This is a genomic window from Pseudomonas sp. ICMP 8385, assembly GCF_002699915.1.
In the GTDB taxonomy this organism is placed as follows: Bacteria; Pseudomonadota; Gammaproteobacteria; order Pseudomonadales; family Pseudomonadaceae; genus Aquipseudomonas; species Aquipseudomonas gessardii.
The window spans coordinates 1-24,930 of the sequence record NZ_LKBY01000126.1 but is presented as its reverse complement, the minus strand read 5'-3'; the positions used below and the strand labels follow the sequence as shown (position 1 = coordinate 24,930).

General features: G+C 53.4%; 21 protein-coding genes and 1 pseudogene. 15 read left to right on the top strand and 7 right to left on the bottom strand.

The genetic code is table 11. The features are described from left to right. Nucleotides 1-18 precede the first annotated feature (18 nt). The 6 genes from AO268_RS25710 to AO268_RS32475 all read left to right on the top strand — a co-directional run bounded on the left by AO268_RS25710 (nt 19) and on the right by AO268_RS32475 (nt 3,825). Nucleotides 19-774, top strand: coding sequence for a fimbria/pilus periplasmic chaperone (locus AO268_RS25710; protein ID WP_099170248.1), 756 nt, complete (start codon nt 19-21; stop codon nt 772-774). Between the two features lie 35 nt (nt 775-809). Beyond that, a complete protein-coding gene (locus AO268_RS25705) occupies nt 810-1,388 on the top strand; it encodes a fimbrial protein (RefSeq protein WP_099170247.1) in 579 nt (192 codons plus the stop codon). Further along, complete coding sequence (locus AO268_RS25700; RefSeq protein ID WP_099170246.1) at nt 1,381-1,884, top strand: fimbrial protein; 504 nt, start codon at nt 1,381-1,383, stop codon at nt 1,882-1,884. Before AO268_RS25705 ends, AO268_RS25700 begins: the two co-directional genes overlap by 8 nt. After that, nucleotides 1,881-2,375, top strand: coding sequence for a fimbrial protein (locus tag AO268_RS25695; RefSeq protein WP_099170245.1), 495 nt, complete (start codon nt 1,881-1,883; stop codon nt 2,373-2,375). The genes AO268_RS25700 and AO268_RS25695 overlap by 4 nt, the downstream gene beginning before the upstream one ends. Nucleotides 2,376-2,383: 8 nt before the next feature. Further along, nucleotides 2,384-2,917 carry a fimbrial protein gene (locus AO268_RS25690; RefSeq protein ID WP_099170244.1) on the top strand — a complete coding sequence of 178 codons (534 nt, stop codon included), beginning with the start codon at nt 2,384-2,386 and terminating at the stop codon, nt 2,915-2,917. A gap of 101 nt (nt 2,918-3,018) precedes the next feature. Beyond that, nucleotides 3,019-3,825, top strand: coding sequence for an MrpH family fimbial adhesin (locus AO268_RS32475; RefSeq protein WP_141562843.1), 807 nt, complete (start codon nt 3,019-3,021; stop codon nt 3,823-3,825). Between the two features lie 796 nt (nt 3,826-4,621). On the opposite strand, the gene AO268_RS25680 is transcribed toward AO268_RS32475, so the two are convergent. Together AO268_RS25680 and AO268_RS25675 are read right to left on the bottom strand one after the other, a co-directional pair. Beyond that, complete coding sequence (locus tag AO268_RS25680) at nt 4,622-4,990, bottom strand: type II toxin-antitoxin system RelE/ParE family toxin (RefSeq protein WP_099170242.1); 369 nt, start codon at nt 4,988-4,990, stop codon at nt 4,622-4,624. Between the two features lie 2 nt (nt 4,991-4,992). Continuing rightward, nucleotides 4,993-5,283 carry a type II toxin-antitoxin system ParD family antitoxin gene (locus AO268_RS25675; RefSeq protein WP_099170241.1) on the bottom strand — a complete coding sequence of 97 codons (291 nt, stop codon included), beginning with the start codon at nt 5,281-5,283 and terminating at the stop codon, nt 4,993-4,995. 807 nt (nt 5,284-6,090) lie between these two features. On the opposite strand from AO268_RS25675, the gene AO268_RS25670 reads away from it, so the two are divergent. Together AO268_RS25670 and AO268_RS25665 are read left to right on the top strand one after the other, a co-directional pair. Continuing rightward, nucleotides 6,091-6,267: a DUF3606 domain-containing protein gene (locus AO268_RS25670; RefSeq protein ID WP_083285254.1), complete on the top strand. Its 177-nt coding sequence runs from the start codon at nt 6,091-6,093 to the stop codon at nt 6,265-6,267. A 213-nt stretch (nt 6,268-6,480) separates the two neighbouring features. Next, complete coding sequence (locus tag AO268_RS25665) at nt 6,481-7,473, top strand: DUF2971 domain-containing protein (protein WP_099170240.1); 993 nt, start codon at nt 6,481-6,483, stop codon at nt 7,471-7,473. Nucleotides 7,474-7,499: 26 nt separating this feature from the next. Here the strand turns inward: AO268_RS25665 and AO268_RS25660 are convergent, their stop codons facing one another. Beyond that, complete coding sequence (locus AO268_RS25660; protein ID WP_218927888.1) at nt 7,500-7,835, bottom strand: transposase; 336 nt, start codon at nt 7,833-7,835, stop codon at nt 7,500-7,502. Between the two features lie 159 nt (nt 7,836-7,994). Between AO268_RS25660 and AO268_RS25650 the strand changes: the two genes are divergently transcribed. The 3 genes from AO268_RS25650 (at nt 7,995) to AO268_RS25640 (ending at nt 18,468) form a co-directional block, all read left to right on the top strand. Next, on the top strand, nt 7,995-12,527 hold the full coding sequence (locus tag AO268_RS25650; RefSeq protein WP_141562842.1) for an ATP-binding protein: 4,533 nt from the start codon (nt 7,995-7,997) through the stop codon (nt 12,525-12,527). A gap of 96 nt (nt 12,528-12,623) precedes the next feature. Then, complete coding sequence (locus AO268_RS25645) at nt 12,624-15,965, top strand: hypothetical protein (RefSeq protein WP_141562841.1); 3,342 nt, start codon at nt 12,624-12,626, stop codon at nt 15,963-15,965. 244 nt (nt 15,966-16,209) lie between these two features. Then, nucleotides 16,210-18,468 carry a hypothetical protein gene (locus tag AO268_RS25640; RefSeq protein WP_099170236.1) on the top strand — a complete coding sequence of 753 codons (2,259 nt, stop codon included), beginning with the start codon at nt 16,210-16,212 and terminating at the stop codon, nt 18,466-18,468. A gap of 411 nt (nt 18,469-18,879) precedes the next feature. Here AO268_RS25640 and AO268_RS25630 read toward each other — a convergent pair whose 3' ends face one another. The 4 genes from AO268_RS25630 to tnpA are packed head-to-tail and all read right to left on the bottom strand — an operon-like array spanning nt 18,880 to nt 21,238. Then, the gene (locus tag AO268_RS25630; protein WP_099170234.1) at nt 18,880-19,461 is read right to left on the bottom strand and encodes a plasmid pRiA4b ORF-3 family protein; all 582 of its coding nucleotides are present in this window, start codon (nt 19,459-19,461) and stop codon (nt 18,880-18,882) included. A gap of 3 nt (nt 19,462-19,464) precedes the next feature. Further along, nucleotides 19,465-20,475, bottom strand: coding sequence for an IS66 family transposase (gene tnpC, locus AO268_RS25625; RefSeq protein WP_099170233.1), 1,011 nt, complete (start codon nt 20,473-20,475; stop codon nt 19,465-19,467). 35 nt (nt 20,476-20,510) lie between these two features. Then, nucleotides 20,511-20,855, bottom strand: coding sequence for an IS66 family insertion sequence element accessory protein TnpB (tnpB, locus tag AO268_RS25620; RefSeq protein ID WP_034133723.1), 345 nt, complete (start codon nt 20,853-20,855; stop codon nt 20,511-20,513). Beyond that, nucleotides 20,852-21,238, bottom strand: coding sequence for an IS66-like element accessory protein TnpA (tnpA, locus tag AO268_RS25615; protein WP_080765497.1), 387 nt, complete (start codon nt 21,236-21,238; stop codon nt 20,852-20,854). The genes tnpB and tnpA overlap by 4 nt, the downstream gene beginning before the upstream one ends. A gap of 69 nt (nt 21,239-21,307) precedes the next feature. On the opposite strand from tnpA, the pseudogene AO268_RS25610 reads away from it, so the two are divergent. The 4 genes and pseudogenes from AO268_RS25610 to AO268_RS25590 all read left to right on the top strand — a co-directional run. Beyond that, nucleotides 21,308-21,745 (top strand): annotated as a pseudogene (locus AO268_RS25610) (5'-nucleotidase); the annotation flags it as partial. Nucleotides 21,746-22,300: 555 nt separating this feature from the next. Continuing rightward, nucleotides 22,301-23,734 carry a hypothetical protein gene (locus AO268_RS25600; RefSeq protein ID WP_099170231.1) on the top strand — a complete coding sequence of 478 codons (1,434 nt, stop codon included), beginning with the start codon at nt 22,301-22,303 and terminating at the stop codon, nt 23,732-23,734. Nucleotides 23,735-23,744: 10 nt separating this feature from the next. Next, nucleotides 23,745-24,551 carry a hypothetical protein gene (locus tag AO268_RS25595; protein WP_099170230.1) on the top strand — a complete coding sequence of 269 codons (807 nt, stop codon included), beginning with the start codon at nt 23,745-23,747 and terminating at the stop codon, nt 24,549-24,551. Beyond that, nucleotides 24,552-24,848, top strand: a complete 297-nt coding sequence (locus AO268_RS25590) for a hypothetical protein (protein ID WP_099170229.1) — start codon at nt 24,552-24,554, stop codon at nt 24,846-24,848. The last annotated feature ends 82 nt before the right edge of the window (nt 24,849-24,930 follow it).

The following is a 24,930-nucleotide window of genomic DNA, read 5'->3' as shown; positions in this document are numbered from 1 at the left end:
TTGCTACGGGAACCACACATGACGATCTTCAAACGCTACACCTTGGCGCTGTTCGCGCTGCTTAGTGTTAGCTCAGCGCAAATGAGTCAGGCCGCCGTATCGCTGGATCGCACCCGAGTGATATTTGTAGGCAGCGAAAAATCCGTAAGTCTGAGCATCAGTAACCAGAACACCCAGTTGCCTTATCTGGCGCAGGGCTGGATCGAAAACGAACAAGCGGAAAAAGTCACCAGTCCGATGGTCGTGTTGCCTCCTGTGCAGCGCCTGGAGCCTGGCGCCAGCAGTCAGGTGAAGATTCAGGGCTTGCCAGAGCTGAGCAAACTGCCTCAGGACCGCGAGTCGCTGTTCTATTTCAATTTGCGTGAAATTCCTCCACGCAGCGATAAACCGAACACGTTGCAAATTGCTTTGCAGACTCGGGTGAAGCTGTTCTACCGGCCTCTGGCGATTGCGCCCAGGGTGGGAGTGAGCGAGGTGCCCTGGCAGGAAAAACTGACCTTGACTCGTCGGGGGGACAACTATCAGGTCAACAATCCGACGCCTTTTTACATCACGGTGATCGAAGCGGCGCCTGACATCAAGACTGAAAGCCCAGCGCAATTCAAGCCCTTCATGATCGCGCCCAAGTCCCAGCAGGACCTCGGCCTGAGCACCCGGACCCTGGGTGAAAAGCCGGTGCTGACTTACGTCAATGACTACGGCGGTCGTCCGCAATTGCAGTTCAACTGCGTGGCGGGGGCTTGCACAGCCAGCCCCGTCGTTAACAAAAAGTGAGTTTTAGCCATGCTCCCTGCACGTGAGTCGAAACCATGATTTCTCCAATCCGCAGCTGTCTGGCGGCATCGTTCTGCTGTGCGAATTTTTCAATCCCGGCGCTGGCTGCTGGCAATGATGTGCAGACGGCTGAGTTCCAAGTGGTCGGCACCTTGTTGGAAAGCGCCTGTTATCTGGACACGAGCTCTCGTCATCAGGCGCTGGATCTGGGCGACTTGAATACCGCCAATTTCACCCGAATCGGCGATCAGGGCAAACCCGTGACGTTACAGCTGAAACTGCGCGGTTGCGTGCGTAGCGAAGGAGGGCGACGCGATGAGCGACTGGGTACGTTGCTCTGGAGTGCCAGTGAGCCGGTGGCCACGTTGAGCTTCAGCGCGGTAACCGATCCCGATACCCCGGAACTGATCAAAGTAACGGGTGCGGGTGGTTTCGGTCTGCGTATGCAGGACGTACAGGGGCACAACTTGGTTTTGGGGCGTACCGCTCCCGTATGGTTTGTTTCTCCCGGCGAAAGCCAACTGACGTATTACATCCGCCCTGAGCGTACCGCCGCGCCACTGCGGCCGGGCGTGTTTCGTGCCAGCCTCAATGTGAATCTGAGCTATGACTGACGATCGCACATTGGCGCGTTATAGCGTTGTAACGATGGTGTTGGCGCTGGGGGCAGCCATGTCCGCCGATGCGTATGAAACGACCGTCACAATCAGTGGCACTGTCTTGGCAAGCATTCCCTGCGTGATCAACAACGAGAGGCCTATCGTGGCGGCTTTTGGGGATGTGCAAATCGCTGATATTGATGGCTCCTACAAAACCATCACCCTTGATTACACCCTCGATTGCACAAGGGCTGTGACGAACGAAGTGCGCATGCAGGTGCGGGGCACCGGAACCTGGTTCTCCCCGGCCTTGTTGGCGGTACCGGGCAACAACGAACTCGGTATTGCCTTTAAAAAAGATGGTGCTGCGCTTGCGGTGAATACCTGGGCCAACTTTGATGCGGGCAAAAAACCGCTGATCCAAGCCGTTCTGGCGAAAAGGTCGCAAAGCAGTGAAATCGTCAATGGCGCTTTCTCTGCCAGTGCAACGATGGTAGTGGAGTATCGATGAACGTTCTTTATCAAGTTCTGCTGGGGCTATCAGTCGCAACCCTGTCCCTGGCGTGCATCGCCGACAACATGCAATTGAGCGGTACTCTGCTGGTAAGGCCTGTCTGCGCGGTGAGCGACAAGGGTAGGCGTATCGATGTGAGCTTTGGCAATCTCGCCGTCAGCCGAATTGATGGCGAGCGATACCTCAAGGCAATTCCGTATCAGATCAGCTGTCCAGGGGCCGTCATCGCTGCACCCTGGCGCATGCTTCTGACGCTAAAGGGCATTCCAACCGTATTCGAGCCCAAGGCAGTGCAGTCTTCGGTGCCGGACCTTGGCATCAAGATAATGCTTGGGGGAACCGAACTCATCCCCAATCTGCCTCGATACATTCAAATCATCCCGACCACGTTGCCTCTGCTCGAAGCGGTTCCTGTCAAGCTTGCTGGCAGTGATCTACCCAGCATCGATTTCAACGCTTCGGCGCTGTTGCTGGCCGAGTTTTACTAGGAGTCCTTATGCTCAAGCGGACTGTGAATCTGAGCTTTTGGTTGGCTGCCAGTGTGTGGTTCCCAGCGCCTGCGTCGGCAGAAGACAACATGTACTTTTCCGGTACGCTGGTGAACGAACCTTGTGTACTCGCCTTGGAAGACGAGTTGATTGAGCTGGACTTCAAAAGTGTTGTTGAAAAAGAGCTTTACCTGAATGGTCGGACTCGTGGACGGCCCATTACCTTGCGTTTGCAAAACTGCCAATTGGGCACTGGCAAGAGCAAGGTGAACTTGTCGTTCAATGGCCTTGAAAGCAGCGAGCCTCCAGGGTTGTTAATGATTCAAAGCGCTGACGTTCATGGCTTGTTAGTTGGGCTGGAAACGTCGAGCGGCAAGCCCTTGGCATTGAATAAGACTCATGATATGGGTGCCATGATCAAAGGCGATAACCTGATAGCATTCAATGCTTATCTTCAGGGAAATACTCAAGCTTTGGTAAATAAAAGTATTGGTGTGGGTGCATTTCAATCGACTATGAGTTTTACAATCTCCTATGAGTAGTTTGGGAAGGTTGTTTTCGATATGAAAAAATTTGTGTTTGATGGGTATTGTCTTTTAATTTGCGGCAATTGCACATTGCATTGCAATATTAGGTTGTGCATATGAAAAACTTAACTGTTTTTGCGGTATTGTTCTTTTGTGTTTTGACACACGCATACTCAGCCCCAACGCTGGTGGTTACCTCTAGTCAAAATGAGGGGAGGGGTGTTCGTTATTTCTACACGGTAAGCAATTGGTCGGTCTACGACCCTGAACGCACTGACTGTGGAGATCGAGACTACGGGTATGTTTGTGTCATTTTAGAAACAGTCATATTTGATTCCGTGCCGGAGTCGGACGCGAGTATGCGGTCATGGAGAATTCCATTTGAAGCAGGGCGTGCATTAACTATGGGGGACATACTTCTCCGACTTAACAATCAAGGGGTGTTCAATATACCCTATCGTACGTCAGTGCTCGTTGAAGGTTACTTCTATAATCCGAAGTGTTTAAAGTTGCAAATCGCAACCGGTTCTTATACGTATCCTTTTACCTCATGCGTTCCTTTGAAGGCACCGCCGGTGAAGTGCGATCTTTACGGGAAAACCAATATTGATCACGATACTTTATCTGAAAGTTCTTTAGAGGGTGCGCAAGCGTCTATCAGCCTTAACCTTTCTTGCTCGGGTTCAACAAGCGTAAGTGTAAAAGCAACTCGAACTGATTCTTATGGGGTACGCTTGAGAAGCGATAGTAGCCTTTATTCCGAAGTTAAGATTAACCAAAAGGATGCCACTGATGGTATTAATGTCGTGACTTCGAGTAACGGTAGTGCTGCAATTGAAGTTACGTCGACATTGAGGACCAGAGGCGCTGTGGCTGCGGGTGCTTTCTCCGGGGCAACCGTAATAACAGTATCGCCAAACTGAAAAGTATTTATCTGCCTGGTATGACTTTTTTGAAAAGGTGGCTGTTGAACCTCAGACCGGGGGCATCCTTTTCAAACTATCCAAAGAATGCCCCTAGATGTGCCCCCAATGTGGCAATCCACTGGAAGTGAATGGAGCTAGCTGGTTTGTGGAAAGGCAAAATGATCAGATAAACAGCCTGCCCGATGAAACCTAAAGACTCTCAGGATCACCAAAAAACATTTTGACTGGGCTCTAGGACAATATTTTCAGCTCAAAAAATCTAAAATATGCCCCCACATTTGCCCCCGCTCGCACCGGGTGTGCGAGCGATCGCGAATGGCGATTTCTGACACGGACCTCGGTGGCCGTGGCTGGTATTCAGTGCGCCTCCGTATACTGGATGAGCAACCCGTATCTGGCAAACCCTTGCTCGTTCGGAAGAGGACATGGGTAATGAGTCGATACCTTTAAGCGGTGTTGTCGGGTCTGTTTTTCAGCACCTATCCTGAAATTGACTCGCGAAGTGTTCGTGCTCTGCGTGATGTTGCCAAGGCGCTGGTCGTCATGGGCATCAATACGCGTGCCTATCGAGAGCTGGAGCGTAATGTTAGGCGCCTGGTCACGAAAACACTTTAGAAGCGGTTGTTCAGCCTTGAAGTGGTACGCAAAGTTGAACATCGTGTTTCTGGTCTTGGGTCTCGATAGTCAGGTTAGGTCCAAAACCTCCCGCTTCAATTGGCTGCCGAGTCGACTGACAGCGAGGGCGCTAGGGGGCACCTTACCTTCGCTGTTCATGGCCAGTTAGCCCTTTGGGCTAGCTCGGTGATCCGTCATTAGGCAAGTGCAACTGCACTTCCATGGCGTCATGAAGGAGTCTGACGACCTCGATCACGTCGTCGTTTGCCACACGATAGAACACGATATGGCGTGGGCTTTTGACCGTTCCATGGGTTTGTTTGGCCTGCTGGCGTGAATAGATGAGGTGATAGCTGCGAAGGCCCGGTGCAAGCTCATCGCGGTCGTGGCTGCCAATGCGATAAGGCGTGTCGGCCAGCGCTTGCAGCGCCGCGAGGATCAGCGCCTGGTAGCGCTGGCGTGCTTGATCGCCGAACTGTGTCTGGGAGAGCCTGAGGATGTCAACAATGTCGGCGCGCGCCGCGTTGGTAATCCGATACTGCGGCATACTCAGTGTTTTTCTCTAGTGGGGATGGTGGCCTCCAGGCTCAAGCCCTCGAGAAATTGCTCCAGATCCCCTTCGTTCAACTGAGTAAAGCGCCCGTGCTCAAGGTCCATGATGCCGATTGAGGTCGCTTGACGCAGGGCCTCAATTTTAGCGGTGTCTTCGGCGACGCGCTGTTCCAATAGCCGCAAACCTTCCCGCATCACTTCGCTGGCATTCTGATAGCGGCCAGACTGCACCAGGTCATGGATAACCTGTTCCTGATGAGGGGTGAGCACAACGTTTCGCGTCGCCATAATAAGCTCCAACTTTCGACAAACAGTATCTTTCGATCATTGGCATATTATGCCATTTTGTCTGGGTGCCATAGTTTGGGATTTGAATCTGACGAGCTGTGTCGTACGGGGTCATCCTTTGTAGCATGCGCACAAAGTCAAAAAAGGGCTGTCGCAGCGGGACGTCGTAGCCAGCTTGATTAGTGTAGGCCTTTGGCCTTCAGTTTGGCCAAGCCTGGTTTGATGTGTCCGGCGCTCTCTAGCGTTCAGCCCTCAGCGTCAACTCCATTACGGCCGCCTCTAAGGCGATCTGGTTCTGGTACAGCCGCTCAAGGACATATTCAATGGACATTGTTTCGACTCCAATGAAGGAGTCGAAAGCGTAGCTGCGGGGAGGGCGGATGTCCTAAGGCACGCGCGAGGTAAGATTGGGTACCCATAGCGGGCGACGAAACGTACGCAGCGGACCAGCATCAGTGCCTGCGCACGCTCTCAAAGGGATGACCTGCTAGCATGACTTTCGGTGAGAGGAGCTTGAACGACAAGCACTCTCGTTCATGTCGTTCAAGCTCCAGGGAAGTGATAGCAGCCGCCGTGGTAGACCACGCCGGAAGTTGCGACCCAACCAAGGTGCGGTAGCACTGTACCTGCACGGCACATGTCACTTCCTGGATTACCTGGCATCCACCTACCTGCGCCTTCCAGCTTCATCGCAGGATTCCGAGCAAATAATGAACCTAAAGTCGCTAAGGCCAGCCTTGAAAATCTATCGCTCCGACCCGATCTAAGTGGATATCAATTAGCCATCAATGATTAAGGATAGTCATCATGTCGGATAACAAGCACATCACCCACCCTGCGGACGCTAAGCGGATAGACGTCAATGATCCTAACGAGGTCAGAAACTGGTGTGCTTCGTTCAGATGCACAGAAACGCAGCTCAAGAACGCGGTTGCGGCGGTCGGCACCTGGTCGCACCACGTGCGTGACTATTTCAACAAGTAAAACAACGGGCGAGCCCGAGCAAGGCTCGCCATCCTTTCTTCGCACAGCGAGTGTATACCAGGCCAACGGCTGCCCCACAGCGGAAAACCTTTTCCACGCTTTCACTTTGCATGGAAATCAGTGCATCAATGCCCATGCGCTTGAGGACTGATTAGGCCGCTGAAAAGTCACCGTAGCTTAAATTCAGAAGTTTTTTATAGATGGTACCCCTCCATGGTTTCAGAAAATAAACCAACCCGCCCAACATCGCTCTACCGATATCGCCCACTGGGTTCAGACCTGGTCAAAAGAGAACTGGACGCTATTTTCAGCAGCTATTTGTATGCTCCCCGCTTTGATCAAATGAATGATCCAATGGAGGCGATGATCGAGTACCCTGCCGAAGATCGATTCGCCTTCTTGATGCCAAAAGAGCTTTTAGAGCTTTCTAAGAAAGCTCTCAGCGGCACCGCGGCGACCGCGAAAAAGTCAGGCTTGATATCAATGTCAACCACTCATTTGGATTACCCTCTGTGGGCGTACTATGCCAGCAACTTTGAAGGCATTTGCCTGGAGTTTGACACACAGGAATTAGCCCTCGGCGACCTGCAACGAATCCCACTGCTGCCTGTCGTGTATGACTCAATCACCCCTCCTCAATTGACATTCGAGCTTCTTGCCATTTCTGAAACAATGGATTTGATCACAAATCGATTAATGCAAAAGCGACAGGAGTGGCAGCATGAAAAAGAGTGGCGGTATCTCGCTGGGAAAGAGGGCCGAAAGCTTTATACCGATCCTGCACTAAAACGAATTTACCTAGGGCCACGCATAACACAAAAATCGAAGGCTCGGATTATTCACAAAATGAAGAATCGTCCAGTGGAAATTTACGAAGGCTCTGTACAGGGCTTCGAGGTTGAGTTCAAGTGCATCCAGGAAAGCGCTCCCTGGAGTGAGTGCGAAAGAACCGGAGCAGGTATATTTGACCCGCAAATAATCTGCTCATCCGAAGATGGGCTGCGTGCTGTTCTTGGCGATAAATTCGATGCTCTTGAGCAAAAGTGTCGAGAGCTCAGCGATCATCCAAACCTAGAACGAATAGATGAAATTCGCGTGACCAATGAAAATACCATCATATGCTTAACCGGAACATATCGCTTAAGAGGCGGGCATGATGTCTCAGCCAACCACTGGTTTGATGCTGATATGAACCGACTTCCCTAATCTGAGATAAGCACGAAACCTGCGTCTCAAGGGAGCTCATTTACGGCGGCGCGGTGAGTTAGAGTCGGGCTAACGGGCATATTCGGTTCAAAGGAGCCCGCGTATCGCCATGCTTGAGGTATGGTAGGGATGAGCAAAGATGCCTTCATCAGGTTGGTTTTGCATCGGCTGCAGTATTTTGGTGAGCATGTCTGTTGCAGCGCCGTGTTTTGCTGCGTGTGCACCCGAATCCATTTGTGGACGAGGTTCGCGTTGAGGCTATGGCTGAGCGCGATGCTGGCAATCGAAGCGCCGGGCTGGACACACTCTTGAATGATCTGGGCTTTGAAGGATTTTGAATAGGAACGGCGTGTTGGCTGCATGAAGTACCCGCTTAAAAGGCTAGAACTGGTGCCCACTTAAATTTAAGTGCACACCATGTCTTGGCTTTGCGGGGCTGGGTAGATGACTTGGCCGGACGGATACAATATGCGTAACTATCACGGCTTAGTAGAACTCCGTAACTGACTTGAGGACCGCCGATGGCAACACCAATGATTGATTTCCGAGCCATCCGCACACATCACGGCAGCCAGCACGCCGGTTTCGAGGAGCTCGTCTGTCAATTTGCCGCGCTCGAGTCTCGGGGTGGCGTACCGTTCCACCGCAAGGGGGCGGGTGCCGACGCAGGACTTGAATGTTATCGAGTCGAGCCCAACGGATCTGAAACTGGATGGCAGGCCAAGTATTTCTTCGAGCTCGGTAGCGGCGAAGCGGGGCAGCTCAAAGACTCCTTTGAAAACGCCGTAGCCAAACACCCTGCACTCGCCACCTTCATCGTATGCATACCTTTCGACTTGTCTGATGGCCGTGTTGAAGGCCGTAAGTCTGAGCGCGATCGCTGGGATGACTGGGTGATTGCGCGTCAAGCTTCCATCGCGCCTCGTATAGTTGAAATCCAACTCTGGGGCGGTTTCCAGCTCACAGAACGACTCTCACGGAATGATCCACTGTATGTGGGGCGTCGTACCTATTGGTTCGATCTCCCTCATTTTGGGTGCGAATGGTTTAAAGACCGGTTTGCGATCAGCCGTGCCGCTCTCGGTCGTCGCTACACGCCAGAACTTAATATCGAACTGCCTATTCGTCAGGCGTTAGTCGCATTCGCACGAGATCCCGATTTCGCATGCAAGATCATTGGTTGGGCTGATGATCTCGACGAGGCGAGACATCGTTCGCTACGCAGCATCGGCGCCGCGCTGGGGGGCACATGTGATATAGATTTCACTGCGCTCGGCGACCAAATGGCTGCGATATCTTCAGCAATTCGCGGCGTACCACTTGGCCCAGCGAATCTCATTCCATTCGGGGAATGGAGTGCTTTATTGGCGATTGCAACTGCGGCGCTCAACCGCTGTCGGAGCGGAATCTGGGAGCTACGTCGGCAACCCGGCGCGGGTCAGGACAGTGGTCGCGACGGTCTTCATTTTGCCGAACATTTGCGCGAAGTGATCGATCGCGTTGTTGAGGAAATCAATGCCCCCTCGACCAACTTCGCTAATTCACACCGCCTGCTGCTGAGCGGAGAGGCGGGCGTTGGCAAGTCACACTTGCTGGCCGATGTCGCCGAGCATCATGTTGCGCAGGGCTTTCCCGCTGTTCTAATGCTTGGTGGAGCATTCAGTGATGCGGAACCTTGGCGACAGATCGCCGAGCAGTTGGGGCTGACAAATGCTCCTCCGGACGCAATTCTCGGTGCGTTTGACTCCGCTGCCGAAGCAGTTGGCACCCGCGCGTTAGTGATGGTTGATGCGATCAACGAGCGTAATGGCGTAGCGGTTTGGTCCGAGCGTCTTGCCGCGTTCCTTGCTGTTGCCGACCGTTTTGAACATATAGCGGTCCTCGTTTCCTGTCGCTCTACCTTCATCCCTTATATCGTGCGCGGCCTCGACACGACCGCGTTACCCCGCTTGGAACACCCAGGTTTCGCAGGAAGGGCGGCTGAAGCCGCGCGTCGCTACCTCGACCAGCGTGGCATTGTTCGAATGGCAGCCCCGCATTTCGCGCCAGAGTTTGAAAACCCGCTGTTCCTGCGTACTTGCTGTGACATGCTTGAACGTCGTAATGAAAGCGAACTTCCGCGTGGACTGGCTGGCGTGTCGAAGGTTTTCGATTTTTATTTCAACGCAGTGGTCGAGACGCTCAATTTGCGGATGGGCTTGGCGCCAAGGCTAAAGCGTGTAGAAGCGGTCCTATCGGCGCTCACGGAAGAGATGGTGGTTGCGGGTACCGGCTATCTCTCAATTGGCGCCGCGAATTCAATCATCGAAAGTTTGCACAACTCAAACGGTCTCGCTGAACAAAGCCTTTTCTTCCAGCTCGAAAGCGAAGGTGTGATCGCGGTTGAGCCAGTTGGTGATGGCGAAGAAATCAACGAGATGGTTCGCTTCACATTCGAGCGGTTAAGTGACCATCGTATAGCCCAGAGGCTACTCGATACTCATGTAGGCGCCGGCGATCCTGCGCCAGCTTTCATCACTGGGGGGCCACTCGCATCTTATGTGGCGGGTCGAGATTCCTCCAGGTTTGCAGGCATCGCCGAGGCATTGACTGTACAAATGCCAGAGCGTTACGGCGTTGAACTCATTGACGTTGTCGACGGCAAATTTGCCCGCTGGGAACTTGCTCATGCCTTTCAGCTCAGTCTGCTGTGGCGTCGACAAGACGCCTTCACCAAACGGACCCTCGAACTGGTTGAGGAATGCGCTGACGTAATCGGAGGTGACGCAGTTCTTGAGACGCTGCTCGCGATCGCCACTGAACCTGACAACCTTTTTAATGCCGACCATCTGGACCGTTGGCTTCAACCGTTGCTGATGTACGAGCGCGACATTGAATGGTCGACTCGCGCGACGCACATCGCCGTGGATGGCGACGGCGCGATTGAAACATTGATCGAGTGGGTGCTAGCCAATGGACTTGAGCCAATCGAGCTGCCGCGCGCTCGACTAGTCGCCATTACGCTTGCATGGCTCACTAGTCTCAGCCATCGTTGGGTCCGTGATATGGCGACCAAAGCGCTCGCGACGCTATTGGTAAATCGCCGTGACCTCGCCGCCGAGATGATCGAGAAATTCGCCAGTGTTGACGATGCTTATGTTTTCGACCGTGTGCTTGCTGCTGCATATGGTGCAGCAACGCGAAATTCCAGCGATGAGGGACTTGCCGAGCTCGCGCGAGTTGCCTTCGAGGCGGTGTTTACTAACGACCAGCTACCAACCCACGCGCTCGTTCGCGACCACGCGCGTGGGATCGTCGAGCTTGCTGCCAATCGCGGCGTTTTGCCCGCGGACATATCGCTAGATTGCGCTCGGCCTCCTTATCCAGGAGGGAGGGTACTCGAGACGGTGACCGAAGAAACCCTTGGCACATATGTTCAGAACTATGGCGGCAGTTTTTTGCGTGACGAAATCTGCAGCTCCGCGGTCAAGGATGGTGATTTTGCACGCTACAAAATCGATAATCTTGCCGGAGACTTCCTGTTACTTCCACGCTCGGAGCATGGTCGTTCCATGCGTGACATTTACGACGCATGGTACTTGGAAGCGATCAAGCCTCATCCGGCGCGTGCCACGGCGTTTGAGCAGATACTTGAAATTGCAGCTCGCACCAATTCGATGCCTACGGGGCTCTCGCTTTTTCTTCGTAAAGATCACGGCGAAGCCAAAAAGCTGATGGAGGCGCGGCGTGCGTCCGAAAAAAAACGTGACGCGACTATCGGTGAGTTCGAGCGTCTTTTGGGCGAGGGAGAGATAGAGGAGTTTCGTATTCGTGCTGCCGGCTTTGTGCGCGGCCGTATGTGGGACGAGCGGGCCGTAGCCGGGCATCCAACATATGCCGGTGATAGGTCGCGCCATTGGGTCGCTTGGCGCGCACATGAGCTTGGATGGACTTCAGAACGCTTTGCCGAATTCGACCGCGAGATGGCGGGCCATGACCGTAATGAGCACCGAGTCGAGCGCATCGGTAAAAAATATCAATGGATCGCCTACCATGAATTGACCGGACGTCTTTCTGACACCTCGCTTGTAGGCGGTAACTATCAGGAAGATCCCGAGCTCTTTCGCGGCCCTTGGCAAGTCGGCACACGCGAGATGGATCCGACTATCCTTGTGACTCGTACGAAACAACGAGACTCGGATCGTCAAGGTCCGACTTGGTGGTCCCCTCACTTTTCGCGCTGGCGCGATGATCCGGCCGAATCGCGAGTCGCGTGGATGGAGGATCAATCGCGAGACGTGCCTGATCCGGTCCAACAGATTGATGTAATTGACCCTGCTGGCCGACGCTGGCTCGTACTCGACACAAATGTTGGCCGTAATCATCTGGCTATGGTCGATGGCGAACGCGTGATTCATCGGATGACCTGGCACAAAGTTAAATCGATATTGGTAGCACGCGATGATGTTGAGCGTTTAACGGAGTTTCTAACCCCATCAGCAGATAATCGGGATCATTTTCCGGCATTTGATATGCCCAGGAATGGCTACCTTGGCGAGTATCCTTGGCATCCGGCATTCGACACCATCAATGGAAGTTTCGAGATGGGTTCGGACGAAGCAATTCACACGCAAGCAACGGTAGCTGACTGGCGTGTCGAGCGCTCAGGCCATGACTATTCGATTGAGGAAAGCTTCAATCTTACGGTTCCCGCTCCAGCGCTAATGCGTGGCCTTCATCTACGTCTGGCGGAAGGGCGGTCCCTTGCATACGCCACAGCAGATAGCAGAATTCTGTTTAAAGATCCGTCCGTTGACGAGCCCGGGTTCAGTGCGGCTGTCGTAGATCGCGACGTGATGCGGTCGTTTCTGGACGCAGAAGGACTAGAAATCGTGTGGGTTGTTACTGGTGAAAAAAGTGCCCATGGTGGACGGCGTCATGGCAATGGGTGGGGTGGAATGCTTAATTACAGGGGGATCTACCGATTTGATGGCGATTCTATCCACGGCCAACTCGAGTTCGAGAAACAGGCCCCCCGGCCTGAGCAGCTAACGGAGCTTCTGGCCCATCCGTGAAAATATATGCTATCGGCTTCCGAATGAGGTGCGACATTAACGAGGTGATCAGCATTAATAGCGGGCTTCGCTTTTAGTCTTGTCCGGCTATCAACCATGAAGCTGATTCAACCGTATTCGTTTGCACGACCGCACCGCTACGTAAAAGGAATGACAATGAGGGATCAAAGTGGGTATCGGGCATTTCGTACCCGTGCCATAGAGCAAGGGCGAGACACGGTCAAACGACTGGCCATTTCCGATTACGATGAAGGTGCCGACGTTCACTCCAGATATACTCAGAGAATTGCCTTAAGAGCTGCGCGGCGCTGGGTTCAGAACAATGTCAGCGATCTGCTTGCCGAAGACCCTGGCAAGGCGATACATATCCGCCGAATGCTTGGTATACCCGCTTCACACTCATTAGTCCGACCGGAGCCCTGGCCCTGGTATGGCAAGTTGGGGATATTCTTGATCCCGCATTGGCTAACATGGCAATACACGCGTAGGCAGTTAGCAAAAACACGGACCTACGAAGGACGTTCCTATCTTTACGAGACCTTCTACGACAGAGTCGTGACGTGTCGCTTGAACCGTTACACCCCAGCCGTTGATCAGGCCATACAAGGCATGCCGCTGCTGTCCTATGTAAACGCGAGACAGCTAGATAGATTGGATGCTGGCTGGTTCACGGCAGCGCGTAAGGTCGGCGTGGAGAGCTTTGCCAGGATCGAACATTATGCTCGCTATGGCCACTTTAGGTTGAAGGGCCCACTCGCTAAGCTGCTGGTGCTAACCAACGTGGTACGGACAGAAGCGGAACTGGCCTGGCTAGACTATCAAATGAAAGAGCGCTATCACGCGCCCGAGATCACCCCTGAAGCCCTTCGTGCCTTCAAGCAGGCCATTGATCTGTTGCTGGCCAATGGAGTTAAGCGCAAGCAGGTAGCGGGTATCTTTCGTCATGATCTGGATGCTATAGACTCAGATCGGCTGCAGGTAAACTTGCAGTTGATCGTTGCTTCTGGCGCAGCAGGCGCAGATGCGATCTACGAGGTCATTGGCGAGTCGCTCTGGCAAGCTTCCAGCGAGAATTGGGCCTTTGTATTGGATGTGGTTAAGGCCCATTCAGCTGATCAGATTCAACACTTCAAGCGTATGCTGGACCACTACTGCAAGCCTTCTTCATTGCTGGTCGAGCACTTGATTGCTCTGGGCGCGAGCGTCGAAGACCTCGCGCATTGCCAGACGCTCATATTGGAGCTCAACAAAAAAGCGGGAGAGGGCGAACCGCTCGCCGAGATCGCGCTGTTGGTCGGTGCTCCATACTGCTTGAGCTTCGAGCAGATAGGACAGTGTTGCACTTACCTGGCGCGCCCCGGAGCATTGCAGGAATACTTGGCAGTGCTTGAGCAACATGGGTATGGCTATCCTGAGGCAGTTTTGGGTTTTCAGCATGCGTATACCGGCATCGGTGTCCAGAGCCTTGAAACTTGGCTTGGGGTCAAAGGGCAGCGTAAACCGCGTAAAGAGCGCGAGTTGGTTGACTGGATCATGCGTTGTGCTGGCACTCTTGCCGCCCAGCCCTATCACTATCTGCTCGCCACCATGCCCATGCCAGAGTTCAGTCATTTGTGCCAAGCGGAGCGCGTGGTACGGTTTGGGACAGGCACTTTGCAGTACTTGGTCGAGGACAAGGGATTGGACTCATTCAAAGCGATCATGGACTGGTACTACAAGGCCCGTGGTGTACATACGCTCTGTTGCTGGGACCTAAATTCAACATCTCGTGTGCTGCTGGATGATGCTTTCCGTCGTAACCACTTCGCTGCTTTCACTGAGAACCTGAGCTGCATCATGAGGGCCATTGATGATCGGGTGCTTGCGGACATCGGATATCGCCATAAGCAACCGGACGACGCGGCACGCGAGCGCTACGACGAACGAAGGGAAGCGCTTACTCAGGCCGAGTGTCTAAAACTTCTGCCTCGGTTACCAGCTATCTTGAGCCAAACGGGTGGCGTCCTGCTGCCGAGCATGGTTCGCCATGCGTGGTCGTCAGCTGAGCAGCTACAAGAAAAGATGGACGCATTGGTGCCGTTGGTAGAGAGCCTACTAATGGGGCGCGGACCATCAGGTGCTGAGCTGCAGGCTCAGGAAGTTGAGGCTATATCCATGATCTACAGGACTGACACCCACAGCGTCAGGTCACAGTGGAAGAATGTCTTGGGTTTCGAATCGCACATGGCTGGATTGAAATTGTGGGATGGTTACCCCATGCGTTGGGCGCGCTCGATTCGTCGCATGGAAAAGCGCCTTGAGCGTAGTAGTCTGCAAGCGCTGGTTCAGGCAAAGACGATCAGCGCGAAGATCCGTTCAAAGAAGGACTTCACCGACGTGTGCCACGCCATCCGCTCCAAACGGCTATACGACAAGTCGCGTGATCCTCAGTCCGTGGCGGCTCACCTAGGTGTGCTGTTCGCGGCGAGTCGTGAGGACTCATTGATCGGATCGTGGCTCGAAACCGACCTCGGACAGATAACTGCCTTGGAGGATTTCAGTGCTGACATCGCCGAGGGGCTGGAGCAGCTCGACACGCTGTTCACCAGCACTTTGCCGGACGCTCTTGAGGCGCATATGCCGGCGTTTGTAATGAACTTCAACGATGAGCAGGCTGATAGCCTGGCCAAGCGAATGGTGGGTGAGGCTAATCTGGCTGGGTCGCAAACTGGCCGTGGAAGATTGCAAGCCGCGCTCAGACACACCCAAGCAATTGTGCTCGCGACATGTGCATGTTGGCTGAAGCGCGAGCAGGGCAAGTTCACCGCTATGCCTGCGCATGACGAAGTCACTGAATTGCAGGCGTTCGTGTCAAAGCATCCGGCGGCGTTTTTCGCTAGGCAAGCCGCGAATCTGTGCACGCGCGATGACACGGACATGTGGAAGGAGGAGCGGCACGCGCATATGGTGGTGTTTGACCCTGTGCAACGTCGGCTTGCGGGGATGGCCATGATCTATTTCGAATCAATTCCGGCGCTCCATCCAACCAAGCGTTGCCTGATCGTACGCGCGATCAACCCGATGGATGAAATGTTGGCTACTCATACGGTACATAGCATCGTCAACGCATTTTTCGATGTCGCCGTCAGCATTGCTCAAGAAAATGAGCTGGCAGCGGTGCTTTTCCCGAACCCTGGCGGCATGCATCTCCTTTCCAATCAGAGCACTGTTGAGAAGTACTTCAAAAAACGCCTCATTGAACGCGCCCAGCCTTACCGGCAGATTGAGCCAGGCGCAAGCGCTGCGAACTGGCGTACCAGACCTAGGCGCCTGAATACACGATTTTATGCTTATGCGGAGGGGCAGCAGCAGGTTTCGGAGTTATACGTCGTTTGGGCGAATAGCCGAATCATTCTGACAGCTCAGAAGCGCAGATCGGTTGAGTATATAGATCTCTGAGGGCTGACGCGCTTTCGCAAACGATGCGTCGCTGTCGCGATGAGGTCACTGGGCAGTAGGCATTCGATTGCTACACCTCACCGGAGTGAGAACGTATGAGCCACGTCTGCATCGAAGGATCAGGTCCCGAGATCCAGATTAGAAAGTAGTGTGGCCGCTATCTCCAGGGCACGGCATTTCGACAACTCCGCTATGATTGCACTTTGTCCGGCATCAGGACTTGGCTGCAAGGATCGAACGTCAGATGAGCGTCCCTAAATATGACCTTCACCTCCTGGGTTGGCATAGCTTTCAGCAGTTATGTATGGCCGTAGCCTCTACGGTGTTGGGTCAGACCGTCGAGACGTTCCTTGAGGGAAATGATGGAGGTCGCGACGGTGGGTTCAAGGGGACGTGGTCTCCTCAGGCAAATGAGTTGTATGAAGGCGCGTTCGTCTTCCAGTGCAAGTTCACATCGCGCCGTGATCATAATCTCACGCTGTCAGATGTAGCTGGTGAGCGTGAAAAAGTGCACAGACTCGTCGCCAAGGGACAGTGTGATGTGTATGTTCTGATGACGAACGGCGACTGGACTGGGGAGAGCCATCTCAAGATCAAGCAGGCGTTTGAAGATGCTGGGGTCAAGCACGTTCTGCTGCTGGGCTCCACATGGATCTGCGAGAAGATCCAACTAAGCAGTAACCTGCGCATGAATGTGCCTCGGCTCTATGGTCTGGGTGACCTCAGTCAGATCTTGGATGAGAGACGGTACAAGCAGACGAAGGCGCTGCTGACGGAGCTTCCTGAGCTTTCAAAGCTTGTTGTGACTGGCACCTATCGCAAAGCACTCCAGGCCCTTCAGCAGCATGGTTTTGTTCTCCTGGTTGGAGAGCCCGCTGCAGGAAAGACGACGATTGCCTCACTTATGGCCATGTGTGCGATGGATAAGTGGGGAAGTAGGGTGTTGAAGCTGGAAAAGCCCGAGCAAATTCGAGATCACTGGAATACGGACGAAGCATCGCAGTTCATCTGGGTTGATGACGCCTTTGGGGCGATGCAGTACGAAGCCGACCTGGTGATGGAATGGAACCGGATACTCCCAGCGCTCTCGACGATGATCCGAGCGGGCCATCGGGTAGTCCTGACTAGCCGTGATTACATCTACAACAGCGCACGGCGTGATCTCAAGAGAACGGCATTTCCTTTAATCGAGGAAAGCCAGGTGGTCATCGACGTGAAAGAGCTGACCCCACGAGAGAAGTCAGAAATCCTTTATAACCATGTGAAGCTTGGCAACCAACCGCGGCGGGTTCGGACAGCTTTAAAGGAATTTCTTCCTGCGGTGGCAGCTCACAGTCGGTTCGCTCCCGAGACAGCTCGGCGCTTGGGTAGTATTGAATTCACCAGGGCCCTCAAGATCGACCAAAGAAGTATCGATGAGTTTGTCGCCAAGCAGGAGCGATGGCTCGTTGAGACAATGCAGGGCATGGATGACGAAAGCCAGGCCGCATTGGCTTTGCTTTATATGAAGCACGGAGCAATCGAAAGCCCGGTAAACCTCTCAGGGGATGAGGTGAAGACAATTGAAAGATTGGGTGGTAACCAAGCCGGTTGCATCCGTGCGCTTGAGAGTCTCCGGGGAAGCTTTGTACAAGTGGCAGATACTGCTGAAGGACGCTTTTGGCGGTACAAGCATCCAACGATTGGAGATGCATTTGCGTTAATACTCGCCCAGAGTCCTGATCATCTGCAGATTTTCGTAGATGGCACACCACTTGAGCAGTTGATGGAGCTTGTGACGTGCGGCGATACGGGCATTCAGAATGCGACGATTTTGCCCTCAAGCATGTTTGCAGCGATCGTACAACGATGCTATCAGTTCGTCACTTTTGGGGCCGACGTGGAGCGCACGAGGCGGGGCAGACTGTACTCTTTCCTGCTGCGCAGGACTGACCACGTATTCCTAGCCGTGTACTCGAAAACTGATGGAGAGTTGGCCTCCAGCCTGGTTCGAGATTTCGCGAGAAACCTATTCACGAAGTCGTCTGACCTGGCTCTGCGCTTGCTTCGGCAAGGTCTTTTACCGGAGTCAGCCAGAGATGCTATCTCGACCAAGATTCACGGCTTTGTGTTCGATGAGGATGACCTAGGGTACATCTACGATGAGGACATGCATGAATTCTTTGGTGATCAGGAGCGGGAAGACTTCTACAGCGATGTACAGAAGCATGTCTTGCCTGACCTAGACAGGATTCGCCAGTCGCAGCAGGAAACGTATAGCTATGAGGACGATCCTGATTACCATCTTTCTGACTTTATTGATCAGCTAGAGGGAATACGTGCAGCTTTCCCAGAATGGCCAAGGGTGGAGGATGTGGTTGAAACTCAAAGGCGCCGAGTTGACGATTGGGTGAGTGAAGTATCACAGGAGCGGGGAGAAGAGCCTGCAGTTGGCCGAAGCGATCTGATGCGGCCATCTGCACAGGAGGGCGGCCGAAACATCTTTGACGATGTCGATCTCTAGACCAGGTAAACGAGGGTATGCCGGTGCCTGCATTTTCCGATCGGGATCTCGAGCAACGAATTCTCAACGCTCAGAACGACATCAAGTCATGGGCGGAGAGAAACGACCTCTGGGACGACAGCGGCGTAACTTCATATGCAGAGTGTGTGAGGTGAGCCAGGAGAGGAGGCAGTGGTCTTCATCCTTTATAGCAGTGGAGATATCGCTCGTTTACTGGACGAAAATCTTGATTCTCCTTTTCGGGCTGAGCTTGATCAAATTTGCGAGTCGTATGCCTTCTGGTTCGAGAACAATGATGGTTACTCCTACTATTTCTTTCCAACGACCGCTGCGGTTGGCGTTCCTGGACGGGTTTATCAGGATTTCAGAGGCGCCAGAAGAGTAACCGTCCGCCCGACACCCTCTTGCTGATCAGACCTTCGCCTGCTTCAACCATTGATTGACCCGCTCGCAGTCAAACGCCGTCGGATCAAACCCATCATCCCCATACCACTCCGACATTGCCTCATGCTCAGGGTGATTCGGATCCGCCAACGCTGCCAGAAAATCGTCATACCCAGGCGCACCACCAATGTCTTCCGGCGGGCGTGCATTAGCCCCATCAATGCAACATGGCACTTGCGGAAAAATAATTGCAGGCAAGGTTTTCTCGACCTTAATCCGCAGCTCCCAGTTGTCGCCGAAGTCATAGACATAACGAAACGTCTTCTTCCCGTACAACACGCTGATCAGCTTTTTACGCTGCTCTGAAATCACCGGCGGGCCCCAATCAGGATCAGGAACGCCATAACTTTCACCATCAATTTCAAACTCATGCAGGTGCGTATCGCTCCAGCCAAAAACAGCCTGGATCACGCGATGTAACTTGCTCAAGGTGATGTTTTCAGGCACTGCGACCCGGCGCCAGATCGAAGGCTTTATCCATTTAAATTCGATGTGAAGTATCAGGACTTGGTCGGTTTTAACCACGGACAGGTGAGATTGTTTGGGCATGGATCAAGCAGCCTCGCAGTGTTCGAGAGGATTAAGAGATACGTTCCAGGGCAGCAGTTCCTCCACCCGATTGATGGGGTGGTCGGCGATTCGTTCCAGCACATGGGTCAAATAGGTTTGCGGGTTCAGGTCGTTGAGTTTGGCCGAGCCTACCAGGCTGTAAATGGCAGCGGCGCGCGCTCCACCGGCATCGGAACCCACGAACAGATAATTTTTGCGGCCCAACGCGACGGCGCGCAGTGCGCGCTCGGCAGCGTTGTTGTCAATTTCAATCCGACCGTCATCGCAGTAGCGCACCAAGGCCTGCCACCGATTGAGGGCATAGAGAATCGCACCACCCACTGCCGATTTCTTCGACACTTGAGTCAGCGTCTGATTGAGCCAGGCGTGCAACTGCTCCAGCAGCGGGCTGGCTCGGCTTTGCCGCGTCGCTTTTCGCCGGTCGGGCGGCTGGCCGCGAACTTCACGCTCAATGGCATATAGCACCGCTATTCGTTGCAACGCTTCGGCAGCAAGCGGTGAAGACTGGTCTTTGTACACGTCGTAAAACTTGCGGCGAGCGTGAGCCCAGCATGCCGCTTCCTGAACCCTGCCCGAGCTATACAACTGAGCAAAACCGGCGTAGCCGTCGGCCTGCAAGATCCCGCTGAAGCCTTTGAGGTGCGAACGGAGATGTTGCCCCTTGCGGTCCGGCGAGTAAGCAAACCAGACCGCCGCCGGCGTCGTGTAACCGGCGGGACGGTCGTCACGCACAGGCAATGGTTTACGGCGGGAAACGGTACGCGGTGCTTGCTCAGTGATCGGCCTCACTTCGGCCTGGTTGACCTCCAGCTCTTCAAGGCTCAACTGGAGTTGGTCGATCATCGCCTCCAGTTGCTCGGAACTGCGACCGAACTGCGTGCGCCGCAATTTGGCGATCATCATTTTCAGGCGCTCAATCTCTGCCCGCTGGGCAGAGACCAGGGCCTTTAAGGCGTGAAGATCATTCGGCAGGGCGTCGGTCATGTGGGTCATGGCCGAATGTTACTAAGGATTTTCAGCGCGTAAAGTCAGACTGCAAGGACGGGTGCTGTACGAATTGGCCTGCGCCAATCAATGCCTTCCAACAGCATCGATAATTGCGCCGCCGTCAGCGACACGCTGCCGCTGGTTGCCTGGGGCCAGACAAAGCGGCCTTGTTCCAGGCGTTTGCAGAACAGACATAAGCCGTCGCCGTCCCACCACAGCAATTTGATTCGATCACCGCGCCGTCCGCGAAAGGCAAAAATCTGGCCGGAGAAGGGATCGGCTTCCAGCTGTGTTTGTACCAACGCTGCCAATCCATCGAAGCCACGGCGCATGTCGGTGACGCCAGCGGCGATCCAGATACGGGTTCCAGCGGGAGGTACAATCATCGCAGCAACTGCTGCAAGGTGAGTTGCAAGGTCTGTGGATCAGGCGTGCCGGTGATACGTAGCTTGGCTTTTCCTACTTCTATAAGGATCTCGGAATGGGGTTCTTGCGGTAGCGGCGCGGGTGGCGACAATTCAATAGGCGAGTCAATAACTTCAACGGGTAACAGCGTTGCCCCCCGACTGACCGGGCCGAACACCCCGTCTAGGTACTGCTGCCGCCAGCGAAAGACCATGTTGGCGTTAACGTCGTGTTCGCGAGCGATCAACGACACGGAGACACCAGGTTGGTATGAGGCTTCGACGACCTTGCGCTTGAAAGCGGGAGGGAAGTTCGGGCGGCGACCAGGGCAACGAGGGGGAGCAGTATCCAAAGTAGTGTCCACTAAAAATGGTGTCCACTATCTTGGCGAATTGGGAGGGCTCTCAGGAGAGGGTGTTGGGCGGACGGTTACGGATTGTCTGAGTTCCATGCGCACGAAGTGAAAAACGTTATGCAGCCCCATAACCCGGGGCCGCTGAAGGAGTTCATGGTGCGGATATCCAAAATCCAGTCGGTCGAGGAGAAGCACAAAAAGCTCAATCCTAAATACGAAAACCGCATACGCGTCTCGATCGTCACAGCCCGCAATGCTCCGTCTCATGAGCGTGCGATGAATACACTCAAGAGTTGGGGTGTCATGGCCAATGACGCATTCTTCCTGGGTGGCATCGAGAAAGGCAAAATTTTAGGCGTATTGAAACCACACATCTTCTTCGATGACCAATCAGGGCACCTTAAATCGACTAGCGCAGTTGCTCCATCCGTGCACATTCCTTTCGGCATTACCAACCATGTCGCGACAGTGGTTGCGCTAGCGCCTGAAGCAGATCAGGTCCAGCAGGTGGTGTAACACGGAGGCTTGAGCGCGTAGTGCCATAGGAGTTTGTATCGGTTCTGTGCTGCGAAAAAGCGATAACACGGCCTGTATTTGCCAAAGCTTGAGCACAATCCAATTCGGCGGGCTATTAACGTCTTGAGGGGCAAGCATGCATTTTTGGCTTGGCGTTAACGCCGATAGCCAACTCCTTGCTCACTCGCCCGCTGGATCGGCCCGAGGATGGGAAGCGCATAGTCGTGATCCTGTCCAAAGGGCTGTATGGCGATTGGCTGAAGGCTTCTGCGGCGGATAGTATGGGGAATATCCAGCGGGCCGCCGTTAAGCCCGGCTCGCTAGAACAGGGCGGTTGGTATTCCCAGAACAGCACTGACCATTTGTCCAGAATCAAACATTTTTGTACTGATTTGTTGCCCTTATCTGTAGCGCTTGGCATTATTTAGCCATTACTCGACTCTGGCGCAGGGATGGCCACGACACTCGCCTATTTCTGTGCGTCCTATTGGACGTAAGTCTAGTGCTCTCCTATCTCTGCATCCCCTCCATTTCTGATTTTTTGTGGTTCTATAAATGAGTTTTTTTCGAAAGCTCCTGGTTTTCATCGTCCTGCTATTCAGTCGGAAGGATGAGCCGGATAGCGATGTACTGCCAAAAATTGATCCTGAGAAAATCCAACGGGAACTTCGTGTCGTTGAGCTGGCAAAACTGCGGGGAGCAGCGGGTGTGCCGTCCAGTACAGCGACCCAGTTGTCAGATGTTGAGCACAGTATTCGAGGGACGCTCGGCAGAATGCGTGAGCAGATACTCAAGTACGGCGAGCGGTCGCTCAAAGTTCTGGATGACCGCTTGGACTCGATTGACGTGACCCGGGATATCAAGCGCACGATTGCATTGGGTGATGAGTTTGAGCGAAACGCTGATCAAGACATTTCAAAAATGGACGGCGAGCTATCGGAGCTTCAGCAGCTAGCTGAGGATAAGGCCCGTGCGTTGGAGGCGTTTCGCGAGCAGCACAAATTGCAAGGTCGGCTTGCAGAGGCGTCTGATGGCGATGAGAAATGGAAGAATGGCGGCCTTCTGATCGCGATGATTGTCATTGAGGGGGCGGGAAACGCCTTTTTGTTTTCAGAGGGCATGGCCAGCGGTTATGTGGGCGGATTTGTCACTGCATTGATGCTTTCGGCATTTAACGTGTTTGTATGCTTTTTTCTCGGCAGGGCCAGTACTTATAAAAACCATATAAAGCCCTCTCTGGCTTTTGCAGGATATTTCGCGTTCGCTGCCTCCTTGCTGAGCATGGTCATTGTTGGTCTAGGAACTGCGTATTTCCGTTTTGTGCTGCCTCAACTGGAAGATGAATCGCAATCAGCGATTGCTCTGATTCTCGGCTATGTCCACACGTCGGTCCTTCCATTCCAGGATATCAGCTCTTGCGCGTTATTTGCCCTGACGGTTATTTTCGGGCTGATGGCCGTTTATAAAGGTTATACCTGGACAGATCGTTATCCAGGGTACGCTAGGGTTTACCTGGCTTACGAACACTCGCAACGCAGGTATGTTTTTGCAATTGAGGCCTTACGACAAGTGCTTGAACAGCGCAAGGTCGAATCCTTGCTGCTGATCGACCAGAACGTTGATCGTGCCTCATCAGCCATCCAAAACTTCAAGCGAAGCATGAGCCAAAAAGCGGTCATCAAGAAAGTTGTGGATGAGCGTATGGTGCTGGCCGACGAAACACTGACCAGTCTGGTTCGCACATATCGAATTGAAAACGAAATGGCCCGACCTCGCGATAATCCGCCGCCGGCCTATTTCGACGAGCCGGTGACTTTTGTTGAGGCCGAGATGCCCAATTTTGGCACCGAAGAGGACGAGCTAAAACTGGCGGAACAAGAACGCTTGATGTACGAAATGATCTCCAGTCTCGAGATGATCAGAGCGCGAATCCAATCGTCCTTTAACCAGAAATACGATCAAGTACAGCCGCTGCAGCAGCTAATCTAAGGAGAGCACGATGGCAATTTATGCCCAGAAAAAAGGGCTTTCCGGTAAAGCTGCCGGCGTAATGTTCGGTGGTGTCGCCCTGATTGCGGCCAGCGCGATGATTTATATCAACTTCACCCGTGAAACCTTCGATAAGGAGACACTTTGCCCGTCTACGGGACCTAAAGGGCAATACGTGGTGTTGATCGACAACACGTCACCGTTTCCGTTTACCCAGAAAGTTGCCTTGGGCCAACGGCTGAAAACGATGGTCACTGAGGAGCTGCCAGAAGGCTACCTGCTCTCGGTGTTTCTACTCGGTGAAGACTTCAAAAGCAATGAAAAACCGCTATTTGAACGCTGCAATCCTGGGCAGTGGAAGGATAGAAACCAACAGACCAGTAACAAAAAGTTTGTTGATCGCGACTTTAACCAAAAATTCGTAAAACCGTTCGATGACATCGTGCACAAGATTTCGCTGGAAGAGCGCAGCAAAAACTCGCCAATTTTCCAGATGCTGCAGCTGGTAGGCATCAATGGATTTGAGCGAGCGCATGTGTCAGGTGAACGCAGGCTGGTGATTTACTCGGACATGCTGGCGAACATGCCGGAGTTCAGCATGTATAAGGCCTCCCTGCCGCAGTACGCGGAGTTTCGCAAAACTGCGTATGGGCAAAATGCTGCAGCGCCGGGTCTGAGCGGTAGTAGTGTGACGATCAATTTGTTGGCGGCTGATCACAAAATGCTACAGAGCAACAAGTTGGCCTTGTTCTGGGAGCAATATTTTCAAGATAACGGTGTATCCGTGGAAGGGTTTTCCCGGGTTGAGGGGTTGTAAATGGACGTCAACAAATGGATCAGGCGCGTCAGCACCTACTTTGCAATCGCCGTAGTAATGAAAATCAGCCTGTCGATTGCCAGCCTGTTGCTAAAAGACCCTAAGTGGCTAGGGTTTGTTTTTCCACTTTCGGTGATGGTGGGCTATTGGGCCATTGGATATACGGTTCGACAAAAATGGGATAAGCAACTCACCCTGGCAAAGTTTGCCGACTCGGTTTACTACCTGGGCTTTCTGTTCACTGTGGCCAGCATCATCATCTGCTTGCTGGATATTGAGAGCCTAGGGATGGTCTGAAGTAGCCATGTATTTCCCCGGCATACCACCTAGCGCAACTTTTAAACTCGCCAAATGATCAAAAAACAATCAATTCGACGAG